The 21,019-nt window shown below is 58.2% G+C and carries 19 protein-coding genes; 16 read left to right on the forward strand and 3 right to left on the reverse strand.

What is annotated here, in order from left to right:
- Nucleotides 1-7: 7 nt before the first annotated feature.
- The 10 genes from FFS45_RS08090 (at nt 8) to FFS45_RS08135 (ending at nt 11,780) form a co-directional block, all read left to right on the forward strand.
- A complete protein-coding gene (locus FFS45_RS08090) occupies nt 8-400 on the forward strand; it encodes a hypothetical protein (protein WP_062085483.1) in 393 nt (130 codons plus the stop codon).
- Nucleotides 401-494: 94 nt separating this feature from the next.
- Nucleotides 495-3,074 (forward strand): TraC family protein, encoded by a 2,580-nt coding sequence (locus FFS45_RS08095; protein ID WP_137954115.1) that lies wholly within the window; start codon nt 495-497, stop codon nt 3,072-3,074.
- Entirely contained in the window at nt 3,071-3,490 is a 420-nt protein-coding gene (locus tag FFS45_RS08100; RefSeq protein ID WP_137954116.1) for a hypothetical protein, read from the forward strand. The genes FFS45_RS08095 and FFS45_RS08100 overlap by 4 nt, the downstream gene beginning before the upstream one ends.
- The gene (gene lepB, locus FFS45_RS08105) at nt 3,483-4,013 is read left to right on the forward strand and encodes a signal peptidase I (RefSeq protein ID WP_137954117.1); all 531 of its coding nucleotides are present in this window, start codon (nt 3,483-3,485) and stop codon (nt 4,011-4,013) included. The genes FFS45_RS08100 and lepB overlap by 8 nt, the downstream gene beginning before the upstream one ends.
- Nucleotides 4,014-4,023: 10 nt before the next feature.
- Complete coding sequence (gene traF, locus FFS45_RS08110) at nt 4,024-5,010, forward strand: conjugal transfer protein TraF (RefSeq protein WP_137954154.1); 987 nt, start codon at nt 4,024-4,026, stop codon at nt 5,008-5,010.
- 9 nt (nt 5,011-5,019) lie between these two features.
- Nucleotides 5,020-6,501: a conjugal transfer protein TraH gene (locus FFS45_RS08115; RefSeq protein ID WP_063501192.1), complete on the forward strand. Its 1,482-nt coding sequence runs from the start codon at nt 5,020-5,022 to the stop codon at nt 6,499-6,501.
- 17 nt (nt 6,502-6,518) lie between these two features.
- Entirely contained in the window at nt 6,519-9,749 is a 3,231-nt protein-coding gene (locus FFS45_RS08120) for a conjugal transfer protein TraG N-terminal domain-containing protein (RefSeq protein ID WP_137954118.1), read from the forward strand.
- A gap of 90 nt (nt 9,750-9,839) precedes the next feature.
- Complete coding sequence (locus FFS45_RS08125; protein WP_137954119.1) at nt 9,840-10,784, forward strand: hypothetical protein; 945 nt, start codon at nt 9,840-9,842, stop codon at nt 10,782-10,784.
- A gap of 96 nt (nt 10,785-10,880) precedes the next feature.
- Nucleotides 10,881-11,390: a hypothetical protein gene (locus tag FFS45_RS08130; RefSeq protein WP_137954120.1), complete on the forward strand. Its 510-nt coding sequence runs from the start codon at nt 10,881-10,883 to the stop codon at nt 11,388-11,390.
- 195 nt (nt 11,391-11,585) lie between these two features.
- On the forward strand, nt 11,586-11,780 hold the full coding sequence (locus FFS45_RS08135; RefSeq protein ID WP_063501188.1) for a hypothetical protein: 195 nt from the start codon (nt 11,586-11,588) through the stop codon (nt 11,778-11,780).
- Between the two features lie 112 nt (nt 11,781-11,892).
- On the opposite strand, the gene FFS45_RS08140 is transcribed toward FFS45_RS08135, so the two are convergent.
- From FFS45_RS08140 to FFS45_RS08150, 3 genes are all read right to left on the reverse strand, one after another.
- A complete protein-coding gene (locus FFS45_RS08140; RefSeq protein ID WP_063501187.1) occupies nt 11,893-12,414 on the reverse strand; it encodes a hypothetical protein in 522 nt (173 codons plus the stop codon).
- Between the two features lie 469 nt (nt 12,415-12,883).
- Nucleotides 12,884-13,510, reverse strand: a complete 627-nt coding sequence (locus FFS45_RS08145) for a thiol-disulfide isomerase (protein ID WP_137954121.1) — start codon at nt 13,508-13,510, stop codon at nt 12,884-12,886.
- Between the two features lies 1 nt (nt 13,511).
- Nucleotides 13,512-15,026 (reverse strand): ATPase, T2SS/T4P/T4SS family, encoded by a 1,515-nt coding sequence (locus FFS45_RS08150; RefSeq protein WP_137954122.1) that lies wholly within the window; start codon nt 15,024-15,026, stop codon nt 13,512-13,514.
- 219 nt (nt 15,027-15,245) lie between these two features.
- Between FFS45_RS08150 and FFS45_RS08155 the strand changes: the two genes are divergently transcribed.
- The 6 genes from FFS45_RS08155 (at nt 15,246) to FFS45_RS42710 (ending at nt 20,998) form a co-directional block, all read left to right on the forward strand.
- Complete coding sequence (locus FFS45_RS08155) at nt 15,246-16,334, forward strand: sel1 repeat family protein (RefSeq protein WP_137954123.1); 1,089 nt, start codon at nt 15,246-15,248, stop codon at nt 16,332-16,334.
- 564 nt (nt 16,335-16,898) lie between these two features.
- The gene (locus tag FFS45_RS08160) at nt 16,899-18,185 is read left to right on the forward strand and encodes a hypothetical protein (protein WP_137954124.1); all 1,287 of its coding nucleotides are present in this window, start codon (nt 16,899-16,901) and stop codon (nt 18,183-18,185) included.
- A 47-nt stretch (nt 18,186-18,232) separates the two neighbouring features.
- Nucleotides 18,233-19,609 carry a conjugal transfer protein TraN gene (traN, locus tag FFS45_RS08165; protein WP_283204751.1) on the forward strand — a complete coding sequence of 459 codons (1,377 nt, stop codon included), beginning with the start codon at nt 18,233-18,235 and terminating at the stop codon, nt 19,607-19,609.
- A gap of 14 nt (nt 19,610-19,623) precedes the next feature.
- Nucleotides 19,624-19,959, forward strand: a complete 336-nt coding sequence (locus FFS45_RS08170) for a hypothetical protein (protein ID WP_063501180.1) — start codon at nt 19,624-19,626, stop codon at nt 19,957-19,959.
- A gap of 9 nt (nt 19,960-19,968) precedes the next feature.
- Nucleotides 19,969-20,880, forward strand: a complete 912-nt coding sequence (locus FFS45_RS08175; RefSeq protein WP_137954125.1) for a hypothetical protein — start codon at nt 19,969-19,971, stop codon at nt 20,878-20,880.
- The gene (locus FFS45_RS42710; RefSeq protein WP_256390511.1) at nt 20,867-20,998 is read left to right on the forward strand and encodes a hypothetical protein; all 132 of its coding nucleotides are present in this window, start codon (nt 20,867-20,869) and stop codon (nt 20,996-20,998) included. Before FFS45_RS08175 ends, FFS45_RS42710 begins: the two co-directional genes overlap by 14 nt.
- Nucleotides 20,999-21,019 lie beyond the last annotated feature (21 nt).

The raw sequence follows: 21,019 nt of genomic DNA on the forward strand, positions 1-21,019 counted from the left end.
GAAACCAATGAAACAACAAGCCGCAGTAAGTCCGCTGACCACGTCTGTCCGCCCGTTTCGTCCCGCTGCTGTCATCGTTCTTGCCATGGGCGCAATGCTCATTTCGGTTGGCGCGCTGAACGGCGGTACGGCACTCGGGGCCAGCGCGTGGGACACACTCGTCTCAACCATCCAGAGCATGCTGGGCAGCACGCTGGTGATGGCACTCGTGCTTCTTTCGTTGATCGTAACGATCTGGCAGCTGGCACACGGTCAAGGTTATCGAAACCTGACGGTTGTGCTGGGCATCCTCGCCGTTGCCCTCATCGGGCCGTCCCTTATGACCACGGTCGCGACGGCTACTGGCGTGCCTTCGACTGTCGACCAGGTGCAAATGAGCACCTTCGATCTCGCGCATTAAAACCCCGCGGCCTTTCGCATGCGAAAGGCCTTCAAAGCGCGGCGTGAGCCTTCCTGGTCACGCCGCGTTCCGCTGACGCCGAGAGAGATTCACCTTGACTGCTACCACCCAAAAGCTGCAAAAGAGACCGGCCAGTGACATGGTCAATCTCGAGACCTACACCTCCGATACGAACCTTGTCATCAGCAAGGCGGAAGCGGAGAAGCCCTATGTGGGCGCGGTCTATCGGATGACGCCTCTCGCCGGCGGCGGTGGAGAGTTCAGCACGGTTGTGCAAAACATCTTCAAGGCCGTTCCGGATGACTCTGTTATTCAGGTTAGTCTCGTCGTCCATCCCGACCATGAAGCCCCGGAAACCTTCGCCAAAGGGAAGCTCTACGGTGGCCACGTCGTTCAGGATCTGATCGGCCGCCACAAGAAGCTGTTACAGTCGGCTCTGACGACTGGATCGCTCGTGGACATGCCGATCCTCAACAAGCGTACCGTCGTTATCTCACTCGCATTTCCGAGCCGCAAGGTCGACAGCGACGTACTGGAAAACGCGGAACATCTGCACAACGAGTTCTATGCGAATCTGAAAGATTGTGGCTTCTATGACGCCGAAGTTCTGAGTGCGCCCAAGCTCGTAGGGGTGTACCGACTGTTCGCCGATATCTTCGAACCGCAGACCGAGGTCGCACTCGACCAGCTCGTTGATCTGAAGTACCAGATCTACGGCCCTGACCAGAATTTTGATTTCCGGGATTCCCGTGTGGGAATCTTCAATGAGAAGACCTACTGCACGGTTGTGACCTGTAAGTCATACCCGGAAAAGCCATTCCACGGGATCATGAATCTCGTCAGCGGTGCCCCCTTCAATAGCGGCACGACCAAGGAAGGCGGCGGTAAGCGTATCGACACACCGTATATCCTCACCACAACCGTGCGCGTCGCGAGCCAACGCAAGGAATGGACTCGCATGGAAAGCGCGATCAAGTCGCGCACCGCAACGCAAAACTTCCCGGTGAAGCTGGGCGTCGAAGACGCGGCCGCCAAGCTGAACGATCTCCTCGAGCTGAAGAAGCAGGCGGCCGAGGACGGCAACAAATTCGTTTACGCGTCCACCAACGTGTTCCTGTTCGGCAGGAAGCGTGAAGACGCAGTTCGCGCAGCTGCAACGGTTAAGGGGACGTTGAACAAGCTCGGTTTTGACGCGCGGGAAGTAGTAGGGAATGGGCTCGTGCGCTGGGCACAGTCACTGCCGCTGAATTTCTCGTCGGCTATCGCCAATAAGGTCGATGGCGAAGCGGTCATGGCTGCATCCGAGGTCGGGTGCCTCCTGCCGGTTTATGGCGACGCTCTTGGCAACGTCAACAATCGTTTTCCTACGACCGGCGCGTCCTACATTACGCGACGGGGCAGCGCCCATTATTTTGACCCCTTCGTCAGCAACTCTAATTTCTGTGGCGTCATGGCAGCGGAATCGGGTGCAGGCAAGTCCTTCAATCTGCAGTACATGATTGACTGTGACCTGGCTGAAGGCACGAACGTGGTCCTTTTCGACAATGGTCGAAGCTCCAAGAAGTATTGCTATTCGGTCGGCGGGGAGTTCAACGAGTTCGGCGGTGCATCGGGTTTCAGGCCGTCTCTCAATCCGTTTACTGGCCTGACCGATGACGAGTTCGATGAGCAGCAGGAGACGATTACCGCCCTGCTGACGATGATGGCGTACGACAACGAGGAACAGGACCGTGGCGCCCGTATTGCGGCCAACGAAGCCGTCAAGGCTGCGTGGGGTCAACAGGGCAACAAGGCAGAAATCGCGACGGTCATCGACTGCCTTGAGCGCATCGTTGCATCTGCCATCGAAAATCCCATGAGAAGCGAGCCGGTCACGGCAGCTTTGAACCTGATTCCACGTCTCAAGGCTTTCATCGAATCTCCGACCCGTGGAGTGTATTTCCGCGGGCCGAGCACGCTGAACCCCAAAAAGCAGCTGACCGTTTTCGAACTGGCAAGCCTGGGCGACGACGATCACCTGAAGCGTTGCGTGCTGTTTTGCTGCCTGAACGTCTTGATGACCCGAATCCGGACGGTGCGAGGGCGCAAGCGGATCTATGTCGACGAAGCACAGGATCTGATCAAGGTCCCGTCTGCTGCCGACGCCCTGGAGGGGCTGTATCTGAAGGGGCGTAAGGAAGAGTTGGCGGTCTGGATCATTGTTCAGTCGCTCATGAAGGTTTCTATGTTCCCCGCCGGCTCGGTCATTCTGCGGCAGTCGGCATGGAAGGTCATCATGGCTCAGAAGTCTGAAGAAATTGACGCTGTGATCGACCAGAAGGTGATGACCGCTTTTGCCGAGGATGCGTATTTCAACCGTCTGCTGCGGAGCGTCGAATCCAAGAAGGGATTCTGGAGCGAGATGCTCATCATGGGCGAGAAGACTTACGAGATCGCGCGTCTGTATGTCGACAAATTTACCGCGACCCTGTTTAGCTCCGAAGGCGATGACAAGGACGTCGTGTTCAAGCTCATGGAAGAGGGCATGGACGTGCTCGACGCAGTTGCGAAGGTCATGGGCGATACCAAGGCACGGCGCACGGAGTGGATGAAGAAAGCGCTCAACCTTTGGACCGATCACGACGGTCTTTCGCCGAGGGAAATCATTAACGAGATAACGGAGCTGCTCCAATGAAGAACTACTTTACCGCCGGAGACCTTCCATACTCAGTCGCGATCATGCTGTGCCTCGCGACATATCTGATGGGTCACCAGGCCGCGACGCCGGCAAAGAACGTTGCGGTCGTGGAGAAGGGCGCTGTCATCCTCGAAGCGACACTCGACCGCCCGAACCTGTCGGAGGCGCAAATCAAGGCCCAGGTGAGCGAGCCGATCAAGGCAGTGCTACGCCGCTATCAGAAAAACGGCTACGTCGTCATCGACACCAGCCGCAATGACCAGGGCGAAATCACCGTGGCCGCGATCCCGCCGAATACCATTGACATCACGAATGAACTGCGTACGGCCGTTCATCTTCCGATCCAGAAGCCTGCCCTGGCCGTGCCTCCAGCTGGGGCCTCCAACGCGGCGGCCGTGGGCAATCATGAATAGCGCGGCACCCGTATCCGACGATGGGTCGAAGCGCAGCAACCAGCGCGGCAAATTCGCCGCGCTTTTTCTCGGTGTGCTTCTGCTCGTTGTCGGGTTCTGGTGCAAGCCGATCCTCACGCTCGGTTTCGATCCTCAAAGCGAGCGCTGCCTGCCTGACCTGCATCTTGCGCTGCTCGTTCACGAAGCTCCGCAGACCGTACACGACGGAGACCTCATTTTCTGGAAGCCTAGCGGCGCACTCGCTGGTTTCAAGGAACAGTTCATTCTCAAGGAAGTCGCCGGCGTTCCTGGGGACCACGTGACGATCAGGGACGGCAAGGTACAGATCAACGGGAAGACGGTGGTTCAGGGTTTTCCGCTTGCCCGCTTCTATCACCGAAGCGCAAATGATTTCAATCGCGATGAAACCATTCCTGCAGGCGAGTTCTTTATGGTCGGCGTGCATCCGCTGTCGAACGACTCGCGCTATTGGGGCTATCTGGACGCGCACCAGATAGCCGGTTTTGCCTACAAACTTTTCTAACGACTACGACATGCCCGGCCGCCGAAATACCGTTCTCGCCCTGCTGGTTGCCGTCAGTTCACTGGCGGCATCTGCCGTTGCGTTCGCGCAGCAAGTCGCTCCGCGCGGCGACGACTACGGCGACGCCTTTCTGAACTACGAACCCTACGTGACACCGGGCCAGAAACCCGACGCCGAACCCAAACCGGCGCCGCAGGCCGCAGCGCCGGCTCCTGCTTCCGCTGCCAAGCCGACCGGTAGCCAGACCGTCGACGTCGCTTTTCTGCGCAAGGTTTATCCAATGCTGGAAGAGCGCGCGATCAACGACCCGACTGACGCCAATGTTTCTGCCTACATGTACACCAAGCGCATCGTCATGGATAAGGCTCAACGGTTCAGTGAGGCCGTTACGCGAGTGCTGCACGAGGATCCTGTGCTGGACGAAAACAATCGTGTCCCCTATGCGTCGACGGGCGCGATCGCGGTACGAAACGCGGACTATCAAGCCCAGCAGAAGGCTGTTCAGGAGCTTTCTCAAGTTGGCGGTCTGGTCGTGTTCGTAGATGGCTCCTGTAGGTTCTGCGCGATGGAGCTGCCAGTGCTGGGGATGCTTAAAAATGGATTCGGCCTTGAGTACGTCGTGATATCGCTCGACGGCACAAAGCCCAAGGGATTCAAGGGCAACGTGATGCAGGACAACGGGCTGTTTCACAAGCTGAATCTCAAGCTCACTCCGTCTGTCGTTTTCGTTCCTCATCCCAAGGCTTATGACGGCTCAACAGACCCGAACCGATATCTCGTCGTGTCGCAAGGCTTCTATGCGGAAGATGAACTGATCAAACAGATCGCTTATGCCGGTCACGATACGCGACTGCTCAGCGCTGATGTCATGCGGGATTTGAGTGTGTGGGATCGTGGCGTAGCGACAAGCACCGACCTGCAAAACCTGAAGCTCGACCCGAACAAGCCGGATACGTTCAGAGAAACCCTCCAACCTTACTTGCTCAAGCAGTACTAGGAGTCGCCCATGCGTCTAAAACATTTCCTGGCGGCCATCGTGCTTATGGTCGCCCCGATATTCGCCTTCGCGGGGATCTTTGCGGACCTCGGCTCGATGGTCATGAGCAATTCGACAGCGCCCAGCACAATGAGCACCAAAGATCGGGTCGGCGTGTTCATGGGGGGCTTCACCATGCGGACACCAATCTCGTCCGTGAACCTCATTACGTTCGACCCGCCGCGCATTGACGCTGGGTGCGGCGGGATTGACCTGTACGGTGGTTCGTTCAGCTTCATCAATGGCCAGCAGTTGATCCAGATATTCCGTCAGGTTGCGGCCGACGCGGCTGGCCTCGCGTTCAAGGCTGCTATCAAGGCGATCTCTCCGTCGCTCGACGCGTTGATCACCGAATTTCAGACGCTGCTGCAAAACATGAATAACCTGGCAAAGAATTCCTGCCAGATGGCGCACATGCTCGTCGATCCCGCAGCTTCGGCGTTGTCGAATGCAGTCAATGGTGACGGCAACATTGCGGGTACGAACTCGAACATGTTCTCCGACGCCTTCGGTGGTCTGACCAACTATCTGTCGCAGGCGAATTCGTACCTCAAACAGCAGTCGGCTAATAACCCGAAGAGCGGCAACGCACTGGTCAAGACGGTTGTGTCTTCTGGCGCATCCTCGATCATGGGGCTTGCCGGTCTCGGCAACGTCGACGGCAGCGGTGATGATCCGACCAATCCGAACAGTCTGAACAACGAGATCCTCTACGCGCTGCTCGGCTACAACATTGATGCCGTGCCTTGCAATAGCTACAACGGGGCAGGTCAAGCGCCGTCAACCAGCACTCCCGCGAATAATACGGTGGGACAGGTCACGTGCTCTGGACCGGCTCTCATTACCCTCGACGACATTATCAAGGGTGGCGGCAGCGGCTCATTGAACCCAAATACACCGTTGTCGCTTTATCAGTGTGTCAATCCGAGCGGAAGCATTACTGGCGGTGTGGACGATCAGATCTGTACGCAGATGCGGGTGATTCCGTTCAACTATCAAGGCATCCAGGGGTGGGTGAATACGATGTTGTTTGGGTCGCCGGACCCCGCCTCGTCCATTACCGGAACCTCGATCATCGGGCAGGTGAACAGCGGGCAGTCGACACAATTTACGGCATCGCAAATCCAGTTCATGAATCAGGCTGGGGTGCCGCTGGCGGCTCTGCTGGCCAAGACCTCGAACCCGAATACCCGTATCGCAATCGCCGAGCGTCTTGCGCCGCACATTGTCGATTGCGTGGCTTCGCATGTAGGGGAGGTTCTCTATAAGGGGTCTAACCTCATCCAGACGACGACGGGCTTCGATATCACCAAGGACGAGAAGGATCGTATTGCACAGCTGCGTGGCGATTTTCTGACCAAGGAAACGGCGTGCAACAACAGCGACGTGCTGTTCAAGATCGTCTCGGAAATCAACGAGGACACGCGTTTCACGGCCTCCAACATCAAGTAACCGAACGGGGCGTATCAGTGGCTATACCTACCTTAACGTACTATTCGGTCAGCGCGGACCTCACGACCCTGAGTGCCGTCCTCAACGGCGTCGCGATGATCTGTCAGCAGAACGCCCTGATCTGGGGTTTCGCGTTCGCCGTGGGGCTGTGGCGTCTGCTTTCGACCGCGACCAGTGCCGCGCTGAAAGGCGCGAACGGGCAGGGGGGCGCGGTGCTCGCGTCCGGATCAATGAGTGCTTTCATGCCGTTTATTCTGGCGATGACACTCACCAATCCCATGCTGCAGGGAACCGTCCAGCTGGAGTCGACCATCAACGGAGCCGTGACCGAAGTCGATCACGTTCCGCTGGCGATCTCGGCCATCCCGGCTTTCGGCAGCGTGCTTTCACAGAATCTGAACCAGCTTTTCTCTACCGCCTTCCAGAACGTCGACGCCGAATATCCAGCGATTTCGGCCACGGCCAACGGCTTTCTGAACCCATTGAAAGTGTTGTTGACCTCCCGCACGGCCATGGTCCGGCTGGGTGGTGTCGACTCGGAAGTGAAGACTGTACTGGCCGCGTGTCTTGGGCCGGACTCGGGCGTGAACTACGCCAATATCCAGAATCTTGTGATGAACGCCGGCAACACGGGCGCGACCACTTCACAGTCAATTGAAATCAACGGCACAAATCCGACCGCGCTCGGCGCGCTGCTCTATCAGGCGTCACTCAATACCAGCGGGATGGTCAACGATCCGGGCCTGAACGCCACGAACATGCTCTCGTGCTCGGCAGCGGCCAATCAAGTGGCGAACGACGTCACGAATGCGCTCAACTCGGTCGAATTTACGCGCGTGATCCAGGGCGCGGTCAACGGGATGGACTCGCCTGTTCCGGGAGCGGATTACAGCTTTAACACCGTCGCGTCGCAATACAACGCAGTCACTACCGCGAACACGCTCGGTGGTGTGTTTGCCGGCGGCACCGGGCAGTCGAATGCGGAGTTCATGAACCTGATCTTCTCGGAGATGGTGCAGAACGACCTTAACTGTTTGCGGGCGAGCAGCGACACGCTGACCGAATGTGAAGCGACAGCGCTGCAAGCATCGGAAGTCGAGCGCAACAATTTGCAGCAGGCGGCGAGTGAAGTGCCCATGCTCCGCTATGCCGGCAGCTTCGGCAATTACCTGATCGCCCTGATCATCGGCCTCGGACCCGTCATCATCATGTTCATGATGTTCGCCGGCGTAGACGCTGGGAAGTGTGTCAAGACCGCCGCGCACATTATGGTGTGGCCGCTGCTCGTCGTGAACGTTGGCGCGGAGCTGGTCAACGGCATGCTGTGCATCGACGTGGCGAACTACCTTCAATCGATCCGGCAAGGTGGCTGGCTGTCGCAGGCGACCACGCTGGCCGCGTACAAGGAACTCAGCCTGCAGATCGGCGTCGGCTCGCACATCATGGCAAGCCTGCCGGTTCTGATGAGTCTGATTTTCGGCCTCGGCGAGTCGTCCGCAATGACGAGCGTGGCCACGACCATTGCGCCCAAGAGCAAAGATGTCGAAGAGAACCTTGCGCCTACGCCTGCATCAACACGGCCCATGTTTGAGAACAGCTCGGTCGGCACTATCAGCCAGCTGGGAAATGGGTCCGGCAAGCTCGCAATGCAAGGCAGCCTAGATGCGGTCTCCACGACGTCCACCTTCGGCAATTCGGTGCGGGACGCGGGCCGCGTGCTGACGCAGTCTGACACCCGCAGTCAGGCGATCAGCTCGGGACAGACGAATCTCGCCGAGTGGCGGGAGGCGATGAGTACAGGCAACTACAGCAAACTCGGCATCGATCAGTCAATCGGGCAGTCGGTTGCGACGAACTACAACAAGGAACAGCAGGCGCAGAACCAGTTGCATGCCGGTAGCGGCCTGACCGGGCTACGGAGCAACACCAATGCGACGAACGCCGGCATGGGGGGCAGCATCGGTGCGAGCACCGGGAAGATGGGCGGGCTTAGCCTTTCCGCTGGCGCGCACGGCGACACCGGTACGGCCGCGCAGGACTCATTGCAGGCCAATCAGGATCGTGGTCGTTCTGAAAATTTCAACAATTCTGTCGCGCTGACCAAGGCGTTGTCCGACACGATGTCGCAGTATCAGAACACCAGCGCGGGCAAACAGGCGTCAAGCGATCTGTCGAGAAGCCTCAGTACCCAGCAGTCCTATCAAAAGACGCTCAGTGAGGTTCAATCGACGAGCGACGCTGCGTCTCAAGGCGTCCACGAAAGCTCCAGTTTCGTCGACCTCAGCTCGAAGATCGGTTCCGAAGAAATTGCATGGCAACAGAAAACCAATCCCGAATATGCGGCGTTCCAGGCCATCGACGGGCGCAAATTCAACGATAACGCAGCGGCCGGCAAGTACCTGGCCACCGCTTCCTCCGACGCGAATTCCGGCTCGACAGGTCGACTTGTAGGTGACTCCGCAGGACAGGAAGCGATCAACCGTCACCGTGCGGCCGTCATGCTTGCGCAGGATCAGAGCGCCAAACCGGAAGACAGGCTTGCAGCAGCCCGCTATCTGACCGATGAAGGTCGGGCGATGCAGCACATGCGATTCGACCCGACTAACACGGGCCCGATGAACATGGACATCGCGGCTCCTGCGGACCGCACCGGCGTCAACAGTGGCGGGTTGCAGGGCGCTGCCAATTCGAGGACACCTGGCGCGATCGTTCCTGCCGTGCCGACCACCCAGCGCAGCCCGTTTACTGCGCCGGCCGCCAACGACCCGGTAGCGGCAGCTCACCGTCGCGCATCTGGCGTTACGCATCATGACGCCGGCCGGTCGCCGTCGCCTGTGAGCGCGGGTGCCGCTCCTGCAGCATCTGCAACACGTGCAACGCCTACAGCACCTGCGTCGCCGCAAATCGCGGGCGTCCCAAGCCTGCCAGTAGCGCCCGCGCCCCAATTCAACCTTGCTCCGGATCTGAAGAGGGAGGTAGAGACCCGCGTGCCAGCAGCCCAACGAGGGATCGAAAAGCAGGTCACTGGCGCGGAGCACCTGGCGGCTGACTCAGGGCTCGATGCGAATGGCCACGGCACCGTTGCGAGAACGGCAGCAAACGTGGCAGACAACGTGGTCGACGCAGGCCGGTCAGCGGGCGCTTCGTCCCGTACGCGTCTTGGCAACACCGATACTCCGGCAAAACCGACGCCGACGCCACCGGCTGCCGAACCGAAGTCGAGATTTGTCAGACGCGGGCCGGGTTGAGTCGATCCCTGATACGTGGAGCGCGATGGTGCGCTCCACGTCGACACAATACGCCCCGAACCGCGAAACCGATTTTGTCCCGGAGGAAAGGTGATAGAGGACACTGTTGAAAAAGTCGTGCCTGATACTGGCTTGGTTGCGGTAGCAACTGCTTTCCTCGCCGTGCTCAACGAACCAGATTGGGGCGACTTATATTCCGCCTTCGATCATGCGTTCGAAACAGCGCTGACTGCACCCGACGTAGATCTGTCCCAGCTCGATGCGATTCCCGAGCTTGCGGCCATACACGACGCAGCACAACGATATGCGACGTCAAAGGAAGCGCAACGAAAGGCCGCCGACAATCACGCCACGTGGCTCGCCTCACTGCCGACCGCAGCCGAATTGATGGCCGAAGTGAATGCTTCTGAAGGGAGCTACGACTTCCACGGCTACACACTCTGGCGGGAATGCGATGGCTGGTCTTTGACCAACGCGTACGGTGTGGACAACTGCGCGTTTCTGGCGCGCGAGGGTCATTTCGAATGGCTGCTGGAATCCGTCAGGAAGGGCGAAGACCTCGGGCCGGTTCCGCCGTATTGCCAGGATCCGGACGACGATGATCGCCGCTCGCCCGAAGACGATCGGTTCGATGCGTGTGATAGCGCCGCCCTGTTGATGCTTGAGAGGCTCTGGCCCGATTCGCCGACCGACGATGCGGCAGCAGAAAGCCTTTTCAGCCTGGCGCTCAATGCCCGCGTTGAGTCAGCGCTTATGTGGCTTCTGGTCACTTCGGGCGATGTCGGCACCGAAGCCTTCGACCGGCACAGGTCGGATGCGTGGGCGTTTGCCGAGCGCGCCGGGTATCTCTTTTCTTGCGAGCCGATGCCGCATCTCCTGCAAGACGACACCGAGCTTCAGGAGGCATGGACGCACGGAAGTGAACGCAGAGAGGCCGACAGGAAAACTACCGCAGCCGAATTGGATCGCGTCCGGCATGGTCTATTGAGGGCAATTAGCGACAGCACGTCGCGTGGTTCGCAGGCCCCGCAGTAATTTCACAACCGGCTTTGCCGGTTTTCGTGCGCGAGCGCCATTTAAAGATAGTCGGCAGGGGATTTCCTCCGGCAATAACCAACGTTAAGGTGATCTATGAATCAGGAAGCTTTGCAGACCCAGCTCGAGGCCGCATGGACCGTCGTACGGCATATAGCTTTTTGGGCCAAGTGGGCGTTCTACACGCTGTTCGCTGTGCCGAGTGTGCTTCTCTGCGTCGCGCTGGCCCTGTACAGCGGATTTTCGTTCTCGCCGATTCCACGCGAGTTCTATCAATACGTCTCCGATGTAGCCAAATATCCTACAGCTCAAGACGGGTACGTGACCGTGCAAACATGCAAGGATCCTGACGTCCGCAAATTGGCGAGCGGCGAGAAGACCGAGGCCGCTTTGCCACCGATCATATGCAAGACCCTCGGATTCTCGGAACAACCGATTGAAAAGCTCACATCGGAAGCGAGTAAATACCTGTGGGGTGGCTACGGAATCGCTGTGTTTGTCGCAGCCTTTTTCGCCTCCATGCTCGGCATCTTCGAATCGAGTCGCCGCGCCTTCCGAGCGTCGGCAACCGGCCGCGGTCCGCGAACGGCTAAACCGGTGGTGTAGGGTCACGCGCCAGTTCCCCCATCGATAGCCGATCAGCAGAGCCGATTGATCGACTGTAAATGAATACACGTACGTGCGAAGCCGATCCGCTGACTCTGGTATTAATTCGAAAATCTGGCGTTAAAAGAGAGGGGTTTCGGTAAAAACTCTTTTGTGCTAGTGTGAAAGAAAATCAATGAAAATTAGAGGTGAAAAATGGCGATGTTAAAAAAGGCGGCGCTGAAAGTCCTCGAACTGATCAAACGTATTCCGATTGCAGAAGGCCCCGGCGGCTACAGCGGTGGCAATTCTTATGGTGGCCCGGCAAAAGGGATAAATCACAACGGGGTTGGCCTGGGCGCACCGGGTCCGAAGAACAAGTTCGGCATGAACGGCCGCTCGGGGTATTGAGCATCGGCTGAGTTGCCGCGTCGCAACGGTGACGGTCTGGCCGCGCTGAACAGGAAATAGAAAGGGCTGGTTTTCGCATGCGAAACCAGCCCTTTTTCTATGGTGCCACCGTCTACCAGTCGAACGCAGCGCCTTCGCACACGGGCTGCTCCATGCCGGCCGTTCGCTTTTTCAACGCATTGCGCACCGTCGACGCCTTTACTTTGTATAGGTCCGCAATCGAATCGATCGTCATGCCTGAATCGAAAAGCTTCAGCCATGTCTCCAGCCGCTGCTCCCTGACGTCCTGCGCCGTCAGGCCCATTGCCTTCCGAAAACCCGCCTCGATCGCCTTCTGGCCGCGCTTCTTCGCCTCGGTGTAGGAAAATTTCCGCTTGCGGTACAGCGTGTTCAAGACGGACTCGGGCTTAACCTTGTAGAGCGAGGCCACGAGGTCGACGCTCATGCCGGACTCGAGCAGGCGGATCCACGTGTCGTAGCGAATCTCCAGTACCTGGCTGGCCGTGATGCCTAGTTGCTTGCGATAGGAAAAGACCTGCATGTGCTTCGCGCCGATGGACTCCGCGATTTGAGTATCGGCGACACCCTTGCCCAGACCTTTTTTAATAAGTGTTTTTTGTTCGTCAGTCAGCATAGCGGTCCATCGGGAGCATTTGGGATGCCACGTACAGGATCAGACTCTGTTATGTCCCGGCCCGCCGGCGGCGACACAAGCATGGCGAAAACCGACAGATCAGATCCGGGGGAAAGCGACTTTCCAAGCGTCTGGAGCATGTACGGAGCGCCGCTACCCGGATTAGACACGATATTACAACTACATAACAAGGAGCCGGACCCTAAAAAAGGTGCCGGAACACCCCTGCCACTGTACATCGTCATTTAAAATTCGGAAAGAATGTAGCTGTGACGCCCGTCACAAAAGGTGTTTACCGTGGTTTACTAAACCAAGGATGCGGCACTGGCGCGCGCAATGGTATCGGATCGAACATGACAATACTGTTAATAATTGTAATGTAAGGAAAGCACAAACCAGCGTAGCAGTTTGCGGGCCACGCGGTTCCCCCCACTCTTCCTGAATGCCGCAAGCGCGTCCGCGACACTCGTCAGCGCGCCATTGAGATGATTCCGTTCACCAGCTGACTGAACATCGCGGTATCCCCTCCCGTAAATTCCGGCGTCACAATGTAAGTTCCTGCAACCGAAACGGCCGGTGTGTTTGTGATCTGCAGTGACTTCTGGAGCACCAGAAGCGACTGCAGACTAGCCCTGAGCGTGTCACCGTGCGCTTGCACCAGCTCAGGTACCGATACCGGCACGTGCGCCGCGCGCCCTATCCTGTCAATGCCCGCCCAATTCAGCGTGGACAACCCTTTATCCTGCACCCCTATAAATGCCGCTTCCATAAAGTTATGTATGTACGCTGGGTAATATTTCTGCACAGCGAGATAACTCAACGCGAACTGGATTCCATCGGCTTTATTGACGAGCGGCGTAAAAGCAAAGGTCTTATCCTGCGGCAGTGTCGCCTCCAGATTCTTGAAGAACTGGAAATACATACGGGAGAACGGGCAGCTGGGCGAAAAGAAAACCCGTACAGTCTCCTCATCGCCCGCAACGGGCTTGACCTGCAGGTACGGCTTGAGCTGCTCCATGCCGGCCGGAACCTGGGCGTGAGCAGCAACGGGCAGCGCTACGGCGACGGCCAGAACCAGTGACGCGAGTCGCTTCATATCAGACCTCTTCGGCTTCGATAACTTCGGTGATGGCGTCAACCTGCGCACGGTCCATATGTGACGAAAGCGGTTCGTCGCTACCGGCATCGGCCGCCTGGTGGTAAGCGTCGATCGCGTTCGCAACCTGGACGTAGTTCAATCCGTGTGTCTTGGAAAGTCGAACGCGGAGGCTCGGATGCGCCTCTGCGTCGATGTTCCCTTCGAGTTTGGTGACGACTTCCGCCATGGTCGACCCAAACGACTGAACGGCGCGAATGCCGGCCACCGCGAGAGGCTCGAACTGGTCCTGCTCGCAAGCAGCGCGATAGATCGCGGAAGTGTCAACCCGGTCGGCTTGCAGCAAGCCCTTGATTTCAGGAGTCGTCGTGATGACTTCAAGGAGCGCAACCTTGCCCTTCTTCACGCCATCCTTAACCTCCGTGATGGTATCTCCGAGATACATTCCGTTGGACTTCAGCCAGAACTGCTCATCCCGGGTCAGCCTGCGGGTCGTGGGCACGCCTTCGTAGCGATCTATGAGCCGCTGCGCAACCACCAGTTTCAGCACCTGCGCGACACGGTACGCGTCGCGCACCTTGTCCTCGGTCAGATCAATGGAGCGGGAATACGTCTCGAAGCTGCTATTGGTGTGAAGCGTTGCAAGCACCAGATGCCCCGTTTGCGCGGCCTGCAGGGCGATCTCCATCGTCTCCGAGTCGCGGATCTCGGCCACCATGATGATGTCCGGATCCTGACGCAGCGAAGAGCGCAACGCTCGTTTGAACGTGATGTTGCCGCCAATCTGGACCTGCGTAATTGGCCCGTCGCCGCGAATAGCGATTTCCACCGGGTTCTCAATCGTGTGGATCGCCTTCTGCTCGTCGTTCAACCAGTCCAGCATCGCGTTGAGTAATGTGGTCTTCCCTGATCCTGTAGGGCCAGTCACGAGGATCAGTCCACTAGGCTCCGAAAGCGCGCGCAGGATCGTGCGAAGCAGCGCATAAGACAGACGAAGCTCATGGAGCTTTGGAGCGCGCTGCGGGTCGAGTAGCCGGCACTTGAACGAGAACCCGTTATAGGTCTTCGTGTATTCGACCCGCACGTCAACCATATACAACGATTCGCCCTCGAACGGTCGCAGGCCATGTTCGCGAGCGAACTCGGCCGGTAGCTCCAGCTCGAAACGGGTAGACGCGATTTCAGGGGTCGTGGCGCCTTGCGATGTACCAGTCAGCTGGAACATCTTGGTTTCCCAATGTCGGCCAATCGCCGCACCGTCGTATCTGAACTTGAAGTTCTTGAATCCGCCCGGAGTGCGGACATTCACAAACACGTCGGGCGAGTCCCTGTGGCCGCGCCCACTTATGTGGACATCGGATGACTGCGTGACGATCGCCCACACGAATAGCTGGCGTATGGCCTGCTCGATGGGCGCATGCTCGCTTGAACCCTCCTTCACCATCATGATCGCCCTGCGCTGGTCAGGCGTCAGGGCATCCAGTCCCTTTACTGCAGGTAGATCTTTCTCGGCCATCCTAGCCCCCGTTTACTGTTCTGACTCGTTAGGTTGTCGCGCTTTCGCCAAGCACTCAAATATTGATTTGAGTCGGCAAGGGAACTGATTATAATTTAACTATACCTAGCTCTCAACATAACGATGCAGACCAATGTCCCGGGTGTTCGCCGTCCAGTCGCCATGTGCTCAAGCGCAGTCCTGGCCGCGCTATTCTGTACAGCGGCGTTTGCGCAAGGCATGCCGACGACGCCCGAGAGCGTGAAGGGCTTCGCCGAGTCAACGTTCAATTCAGAAGTCTTCAAAGGACTGGTACAGAACTACCAGCATCAAAATTCGGCGGTCGTCAATAGCGTGAACGATCTCGCTGTCGCACAGGCCAAGGCTGCGCTGCCGAAAGCATCGGAATATGGCGACAGGATTCGCTACGGAACCCATAACGTTGTGACCAACGACGGAGAAACGATCGTTTCGTGGATGATCCAACTGACCGGCGCGAACGCCGCACAACGGAAAGACTTCCTGACAAGGCTTGCCAATCTGGCTTCCCAGCGCAACCCTGAAGCAATGACCTTCGAGGGTTTTGTGTCCGAGTATGGTCTCTTCGGCGAACCGCAAAGCGTCCCGAAAGCTATGGACCTGTACCGGAACGCTGCGGCATTCAACTACCAGCCGGCGATCTACGATCTCGCCGTTGCCGCTGCGTATGGCAAGGGCCAACGCCCGGACGCCGGCACAGCGTCCGCGCTGATAAGTCAGGCTGCAGCCATCGCTCCGGATGCCTCATACCGTGTCTGTGGATTCGGCGCGTTCCTCAGCTATCGCCAGGGCGATCAGCAACGGGCGCTGACCTATACAAAATCTTGCTGGTCCGATCTCGCGGGCATTCCGAAAGCGCTGTACAACGATCAGGTCACACCGAATCAACGCGTCATGCTGCTGCGCGCCTCGATCGCGACAGGCGTTGACGACGGCTACGGATTGCTCGCGCGCGTCACTCACGACGCCGGGCCAGAGCCGCAGTATCTCGCATGCAAATACATGCTGGTCGACAAATACCGCCGCACGCTCAACGGCAACACGCTGAAGGACGATGCGGTGAGCTGCTACCGGCAGTCCGGTTCAGCACCTACTGATCCCAAAGAGGCACTTCTCAAGCTCAACACCGTCGTTCCGGGGATTATCGGGTTCGTGCCTACGGAGATCCGCGCGCTCGAAAAGTCGCGTGCTTCCAACAAGTTTCACTACGCGTGGAGCGTGCCGTACCTGCCGTTCCGTCAAGAGGACGTGGACCTCTTTTCACCATTCGTAAGTCATACAAAACAATAAGGGCCAACAAGAAATGAGACTGACCATCTCCGCACTGGCAGTGAGTGCCATTGCGCTCGTGCTACCGGCTGTTGGACACGCGGCTGACGACTCGCCAAAGAGCGTACTCACACAGGCTGTCGTAGACGGAAAGGCAAACGCGCCTCTTGACGACAACGGACAGTTTGCGGCCGCTATTGCGTCAATCAAGCAAAGGACGGGAAACGACGGTCCGGTAATGCTCTACGCCGCGCGCATCCTGACTTTCAAGGAACAGCCTCGATGCGGTCGCGTGGCGTACGTGATCGCACAGCCAAGCGCTCACCTTGCGTGGCCAGATATGGGCGGCCAGCTGAACATCTGCGAGGACGGCCAACCCCCGTTGCGCATGTGCGCCGGTCACCCGGACAAACTCGTATTGGCCAACAGCCTTTGCCCGGATAGGTCCACGCCCGCGGACACCTCTGAGGTTACCGCAGCGATTCAGGCGGCTGTTGCGGGCGGCAGCATGACGCCAGAAGACGCATCGAAAATGGTTCGCCCGCAGCATGACGGCGCTGCGCAAGGCGCAAAGGGGCAATAGACATGAGGCGTCTGCTACCATTACTCCTTGCACTCTGCGCGCCCGCCGTTTTCGCGCAAAGCGCTGCCGACGTGGCAAACGGGACAAGCTTCGCCAACTCGATCGCTCCTACCTCGCCCTCGCAGATAGTGAATCCGTCCGGGGTTAGCAGCGCTTGGTCAGGAAGCACCACGACACCGACCACGGTACCGTCAGGCTTCGCCGGTTTCTCCAACCCGAACACGTCATCCTCCGCGTTGACCGCGGCAAAGTCCGGCAGTCTGACTGCGCTCGGGAATCAGGCTCAGATCGATTGCGCGAGTTACACGCCAGGCAGCGACCCGTACCAGAACCAGTATTGCGCTGCCGTGAACTTCTTGAACAACCAGTGCATGCAGCCAACGACGGGCGAAGCGTCCGTCCTGGGAAAGACTGGCACGGTGCAAGGCACCTCCGCAAACTGCGCGGGTACATACGGCGCCGGTCAGTCTCAGTTCGGTTACGGCAATCAGGTCACGCCCAGCGATCCGATTTTCTCGGGAACGCAAAATCTCGGCAACACTGCGTCGAACACGCTTACCCAGACGTGCTCTACCCAAACCGTCGTGACAACGCCGGCTCAGTACGCGACCAATACCTGCATTGTCTCCACCGATGAAGAAGACAACACGTGCTCTCAATATCTGAACACGACGATCACCAACTCGATCAATCAGGCATTGTCGACCACGAGCTGCCCCGATGGCGGCACGCTGCAGGCCGGTGTATGCGTGCATACCATTAACTACAACCCTACGATTTCCTGCCCGGCCGGCTATATCCAAGACAACGTGAATGAGTGCATCCAGTATTCGCAACTGGCGGGCACTCCCTATTGCCCGGGTGGCACTACGGAAAACCATACGAACAACGGCACGATGCTGTGCCTCGCGCCTCAATTTAGTAATGGGTGCCCGGCTTCCTATGCCGGCATGCCGCTTGAGGCCATTGTTTTCTCGTTAGGGGGCACGTGTCTCGGTGACTACCTGCCGCTGCAATCGTGCCCGTCTGGCTACACGTGGGACGGGTCGGCCTGCACGCAGACCAATACCGTAGGCGTTACCTACAGCTGCCCGAGTGGTGGATCGCTGCAGGGACAGACCTGCGTTTCGTCCACCACTACATCGTCCACAACCACGTACAGCTGCCCGACCGGTCAGACGTTAAACGGCACGAACTGCATCCAGAAAACCGTCACGACGAGCTGGACCGACACGTGCGGAACCTACGAGAAGAGCGCCGGTGTTTCCCTTGGGGTGCCACAAAATTGAAAACGCTAAATCTCGCGTCTTCGCTGACGCTTTGGCGCGCACTGGCCGTGATCGTGTGTGTGCTGTCGCTGGCTCATGCTCCACGTGCGCAGAGTCAGGAAACCTATGCAGCGGGTGCCTGCTCCCAAATCCCGGGCTCACAAACGTGCATCGACACTACACCCTGCAAGACAGATTCGAACGGTCAGCAGGTGTGTCTCTCAACCGCTTCCCTGCCATCGGGCGCGCTGGCCGTTCCCTATAGCTGCTGGCAATATTCGTATCAATACGCCTGCACGGGCACGACGACGGACACGTGCGCGCAGTATCGGAACAACTCTGCCTGCGGCGTCAAAGGTAGCGTCTGTAACGACACGATCGCTGAGACCGGACAGTGCGATGAGTGGACGTATACGTACTCATGTTTGACGCAGGCACAGCAGACCGCGCAGCAAATGAGCTGCACCAGTGGCCTCTTTAACGACGGAGGGTTCACGACGCCGCCTAATAACAACAATTCGTTCGCACGTGGCGCCCTCGGTCTGGAAATCACTGGCGAAGGCCAGACCTACACGGACGGAAACAGCATCTTCGCTGGAGTCTCCGAGAGTTGCCGGAAGGGATATGAAGGGATCCAGAACTGCTGCAAGAGCACGCCGGGCGGCCAGACCAATTCGGCCGTCATGAGTGTGGCGATCGGTGCGGCCGCGTCCGTTGTCAAATACGCCGGTGAGAAGGCAATCGACATGGCCTCGCCTTATGTCTTTGACGCCATGTACTCGAACGGCATTTTCTCGCAGGCGCTGACAGAGAACTTCACGACGGCGTTTTCGATGAATGCCGCCGATGGCGGCGGTACGCTAGGGACAAGTCTGGCGACGAACGGCCTTTCTGTCGGCGCTTACGGCTTCACGGTCGGCACCGGCACGATGTCCGCCGGTGTGTTGGGCGGCAACATGGAACTGGCGTCCTTCGGTTCAGATGGCTACCTCGCTTTTAACCCGTACGTTTTCGCTGCAATGGTCGCGATCCAGGTGATCGAACACCTTGCGCAGTGCTCGCAGTCGGAACAGTTACTCGCGCTGCACAAGGGATCAGGCCTGAGCACCTACATTAACGAAACGTGCGCAAAGAGCGTGCTGGGCTCCTGTGTTCAGTACGTCGACAACTACTGCTCCTTTAACTCGCTGCTTGCAGAGATCATCAACATCCAGGGCAAAACCCAGCTGGGTCTACCGCTCGCCGGATGTAGCGGATTGTCGCCCGCACAGATCAGTGCGATCGACTTCACCAAGATCGACTTCAGCGCTTTCACGTCGCAGATGATGAATCAGGCACTTTCGAACCTGCCGACGAACATCAGCGGCAACTACAACCCTATCGAGCAAAACAGCTCAAACGGCACCGCGCAAAAAGCCGGTTCATCGGTTCTTCCTACCTACTAAACCGCCAGATAACCATGACGAACACTAAACAGCTTATTCGCAAGGCCCTGATCGTGATCGGTTCGATCGCGCTTGTCGCTTCCCTCGGATTCTCCGGAGTGATGTACCTCGGAAACAGGTCGCTCGAAAGGACGAACAAGCAGCAGTCCGACAAGCTCGCCAAACTCGACAAACAGGTCGTGGATCTGAGCCGGACGAAAAAGGACGATGAGACGCAGCTCGCGTCGATGCGCGACCAGCTCCAGACCATGCAGCCCGACTACGACAAGCTCAAGCAAAGCGTCGGAGCGTTTGCAACGCAGGCCGCGGCATGCGAGACCATCAGGCAGTCGCTGAACATCAAGAGCTAGGAGACAGGAATGAAGCGATCAAGGTTCGTGGCGTCGATCTGCGTTGCCATCGCTGCCCTGGGAGCATCGGCTGCGCATGCGCAGCCGGTAGAACTCGATACGGACGCAGCGCACATCATCGTGGTACGCCCAATCGACATGTGGTCCGGCGACACGTCGACGCTAGACGCAACGCTGGCCGCTGTGCGTGAACGCAAGGTATCGTACGATGTAAAGCTCGACGGCACGCGCTATCGCGGTAGCCCGCTCGTCCTGCAGGGCGTGAGCGACAATCCCGTCACGCTCGGTGTGGAGTCGGCCTTGAAGGAACGCGACACCAACCTCGTCAGGAACGGTGCGTACCTGTTTCATGTGCTGGACTACACCGCGCTGGCTCCCGCCGACTACCCGCTCTTTGCCAAAGCGCAGGTCGAGTACTACACGCAGTTCGTTCTTCGCCAAGGCGATCCGCGGACGTTGCCGGGCAGCGTCCGGGTTCGCAACTTTGTGGGTAATGTGCTCTCGGTGGGGGCGTTGTTCATTCCCGCTCACGCTTTGGGCGCTGGCATGGGAGCGCAGGTTATGGCCAACTCCGGGCTTGCGGAGGATATCGGAAACATCCCCCGACCGGCGCGGTCGGTGTTGACGCCCTCAGCGCTGCCGGCACTCGACCCCAGCGTCTACAAGGAAATCGACGTTCGACGCGTTGAGTTCAAGCCGGACACGCCCGGCGAAATCATCATCGCGTACAAGGCTGACAAGACACCGCAGGCCGAGCAGGACGCACTGATCAAGGCGATCGTCTCTGTGACGGGCGCCGATACCACCCCCGAGGCTGTAGAACAGTCACGCCAACGGGATTTTGAGAAACGCGTCGCCATTTGGGACGCATGTGTAGCTGATGGAAAATGCCAAAAGGAGGCATCTAATGACTCAAAGTGACAACGCAAAAAAAGAAACGTTTGGCCAGAAGTTTGCGAAGAAGAATGGCTGGATCACGTGGGTGGCATTTGCCGCGATCGCGGTCGTTGCCGTAATCTCCCTCGTGCAACATCACTAGGCGTTGGAAGACCAAAAAAAC

Source organism: Burkholderia sp. 4M9327F10 (assembly GCF_005503145.1).
Classification (GTDB): Bacteria; Pseudomonadota; Gammaproteobacteria; order Burkholderiales; family Burkholderiaceae; genus Paraburkholderia.

Bases quoted from the DNA above. Each gene is read 5' to 3' on its own strand.
- FFS45_RS08115 (WP_063501192.1), top strand. From the start codon at position 5,020: ATGCGTCTAAAACATTTCCTGGCGGCCATCGTGCTTATGGTCGCCCCG.
- FFS45_RS08135 (WP_063501188.1), top strand. From the start codon at position 11,586: ATGGCGATGTTAAAAAAGGCGGCGCTGAAAGTCCTCGAACTGATCAAA.
- FFS45_RS08170 (WP_063501180.1), top strand. From the start codon at position 19,624: ATGACGAACACTAAACAGCTTATTCGCAAGGCCCTGATCGTGATCGGT.
- traF (WP_137954154.1), top strand. From the start codon at position 4,024: ATGCCCGGCCGCCGAAATACCGTTCTCGCCCTGCTGGTTGCCGTCAGT.
- FFS45_RS08100 (WP_137954116.1), top strand. From the start codon at position 3,071: ATGAAGAACTACTTTACCGCCGGAGACCTTCCATACTCAGTCGCGATC.
- lepB (WP_137954117.1), top strand. From the start codon at position 3,483: ATGAATAGCGCGGCACCCGTATCCGACGATGGGTCGAAGCGCAGCAAC.
- FFS45_RS08155 (WP_137954123.1), top strand. From the start codon at position 15,246: ATGCCGACGACGCCCGAGAGCGTGAAGGGCTTCGCCGAGTCAACGTTC.
- FFS45_RS08130 (WP_137954120.1), top strand. From the start codon at position 10,881: ATGAATCAGGAAGCTTTGCAGACCCAGCTCGAGGCCGCATGGACCGTC.
- FFS45_RS08175 (WP_137954125.1), top strand. From the start codon at position 19,969: ATGAAGCGATCAAGGTTCGTGGCGTCGATCTGCGTTGCCATCGCTGCC.
- FFS45_RS08090 (WP_062085483.1), top strand. From the start codon at position 8: ATGAAACAACAAGCCGCAGTAAGTCCGCTGACCACGTCTGTCCGCCCG.
- FFS45_RS08160 (WP_137954124.1), top strand. From the start codon at position 16,899: ATGAGGCGTCTGCTACCATTACTCCTTGCACTCTGCGCGCCCGCCGTT.
- FFS45_RS08140 (WP_063501187.1), bottom strand. From the start codon at position 12,414: ATGCTGACTGACGAACAAAAAACACTTATTAAAAAAGGTCTGGGCAAG.
- FFS45_RS08150 (WP_137954122.1), bottom strand. From the start codon at position 15,026: ATGGCCGAGAAAGATCTACCTGCAGTAAAGGGACTGGATGCCCTGACG.
- FFS45_RS08145 (WP_137954121.1), bottom strand. From the start codon at position 13,510: ATGAAGCGACTCGCGTCACTGGTTCTGGCCGTCGCCGTAGCGCTGCCC.
- FFS45_RS42710 (WP_256390511.1), top strand. From the start codon at position 20,867: ATGACTCAAAGTGACAACGCAAAAAAAGAAACGTTTGGCCAGAAGTTT.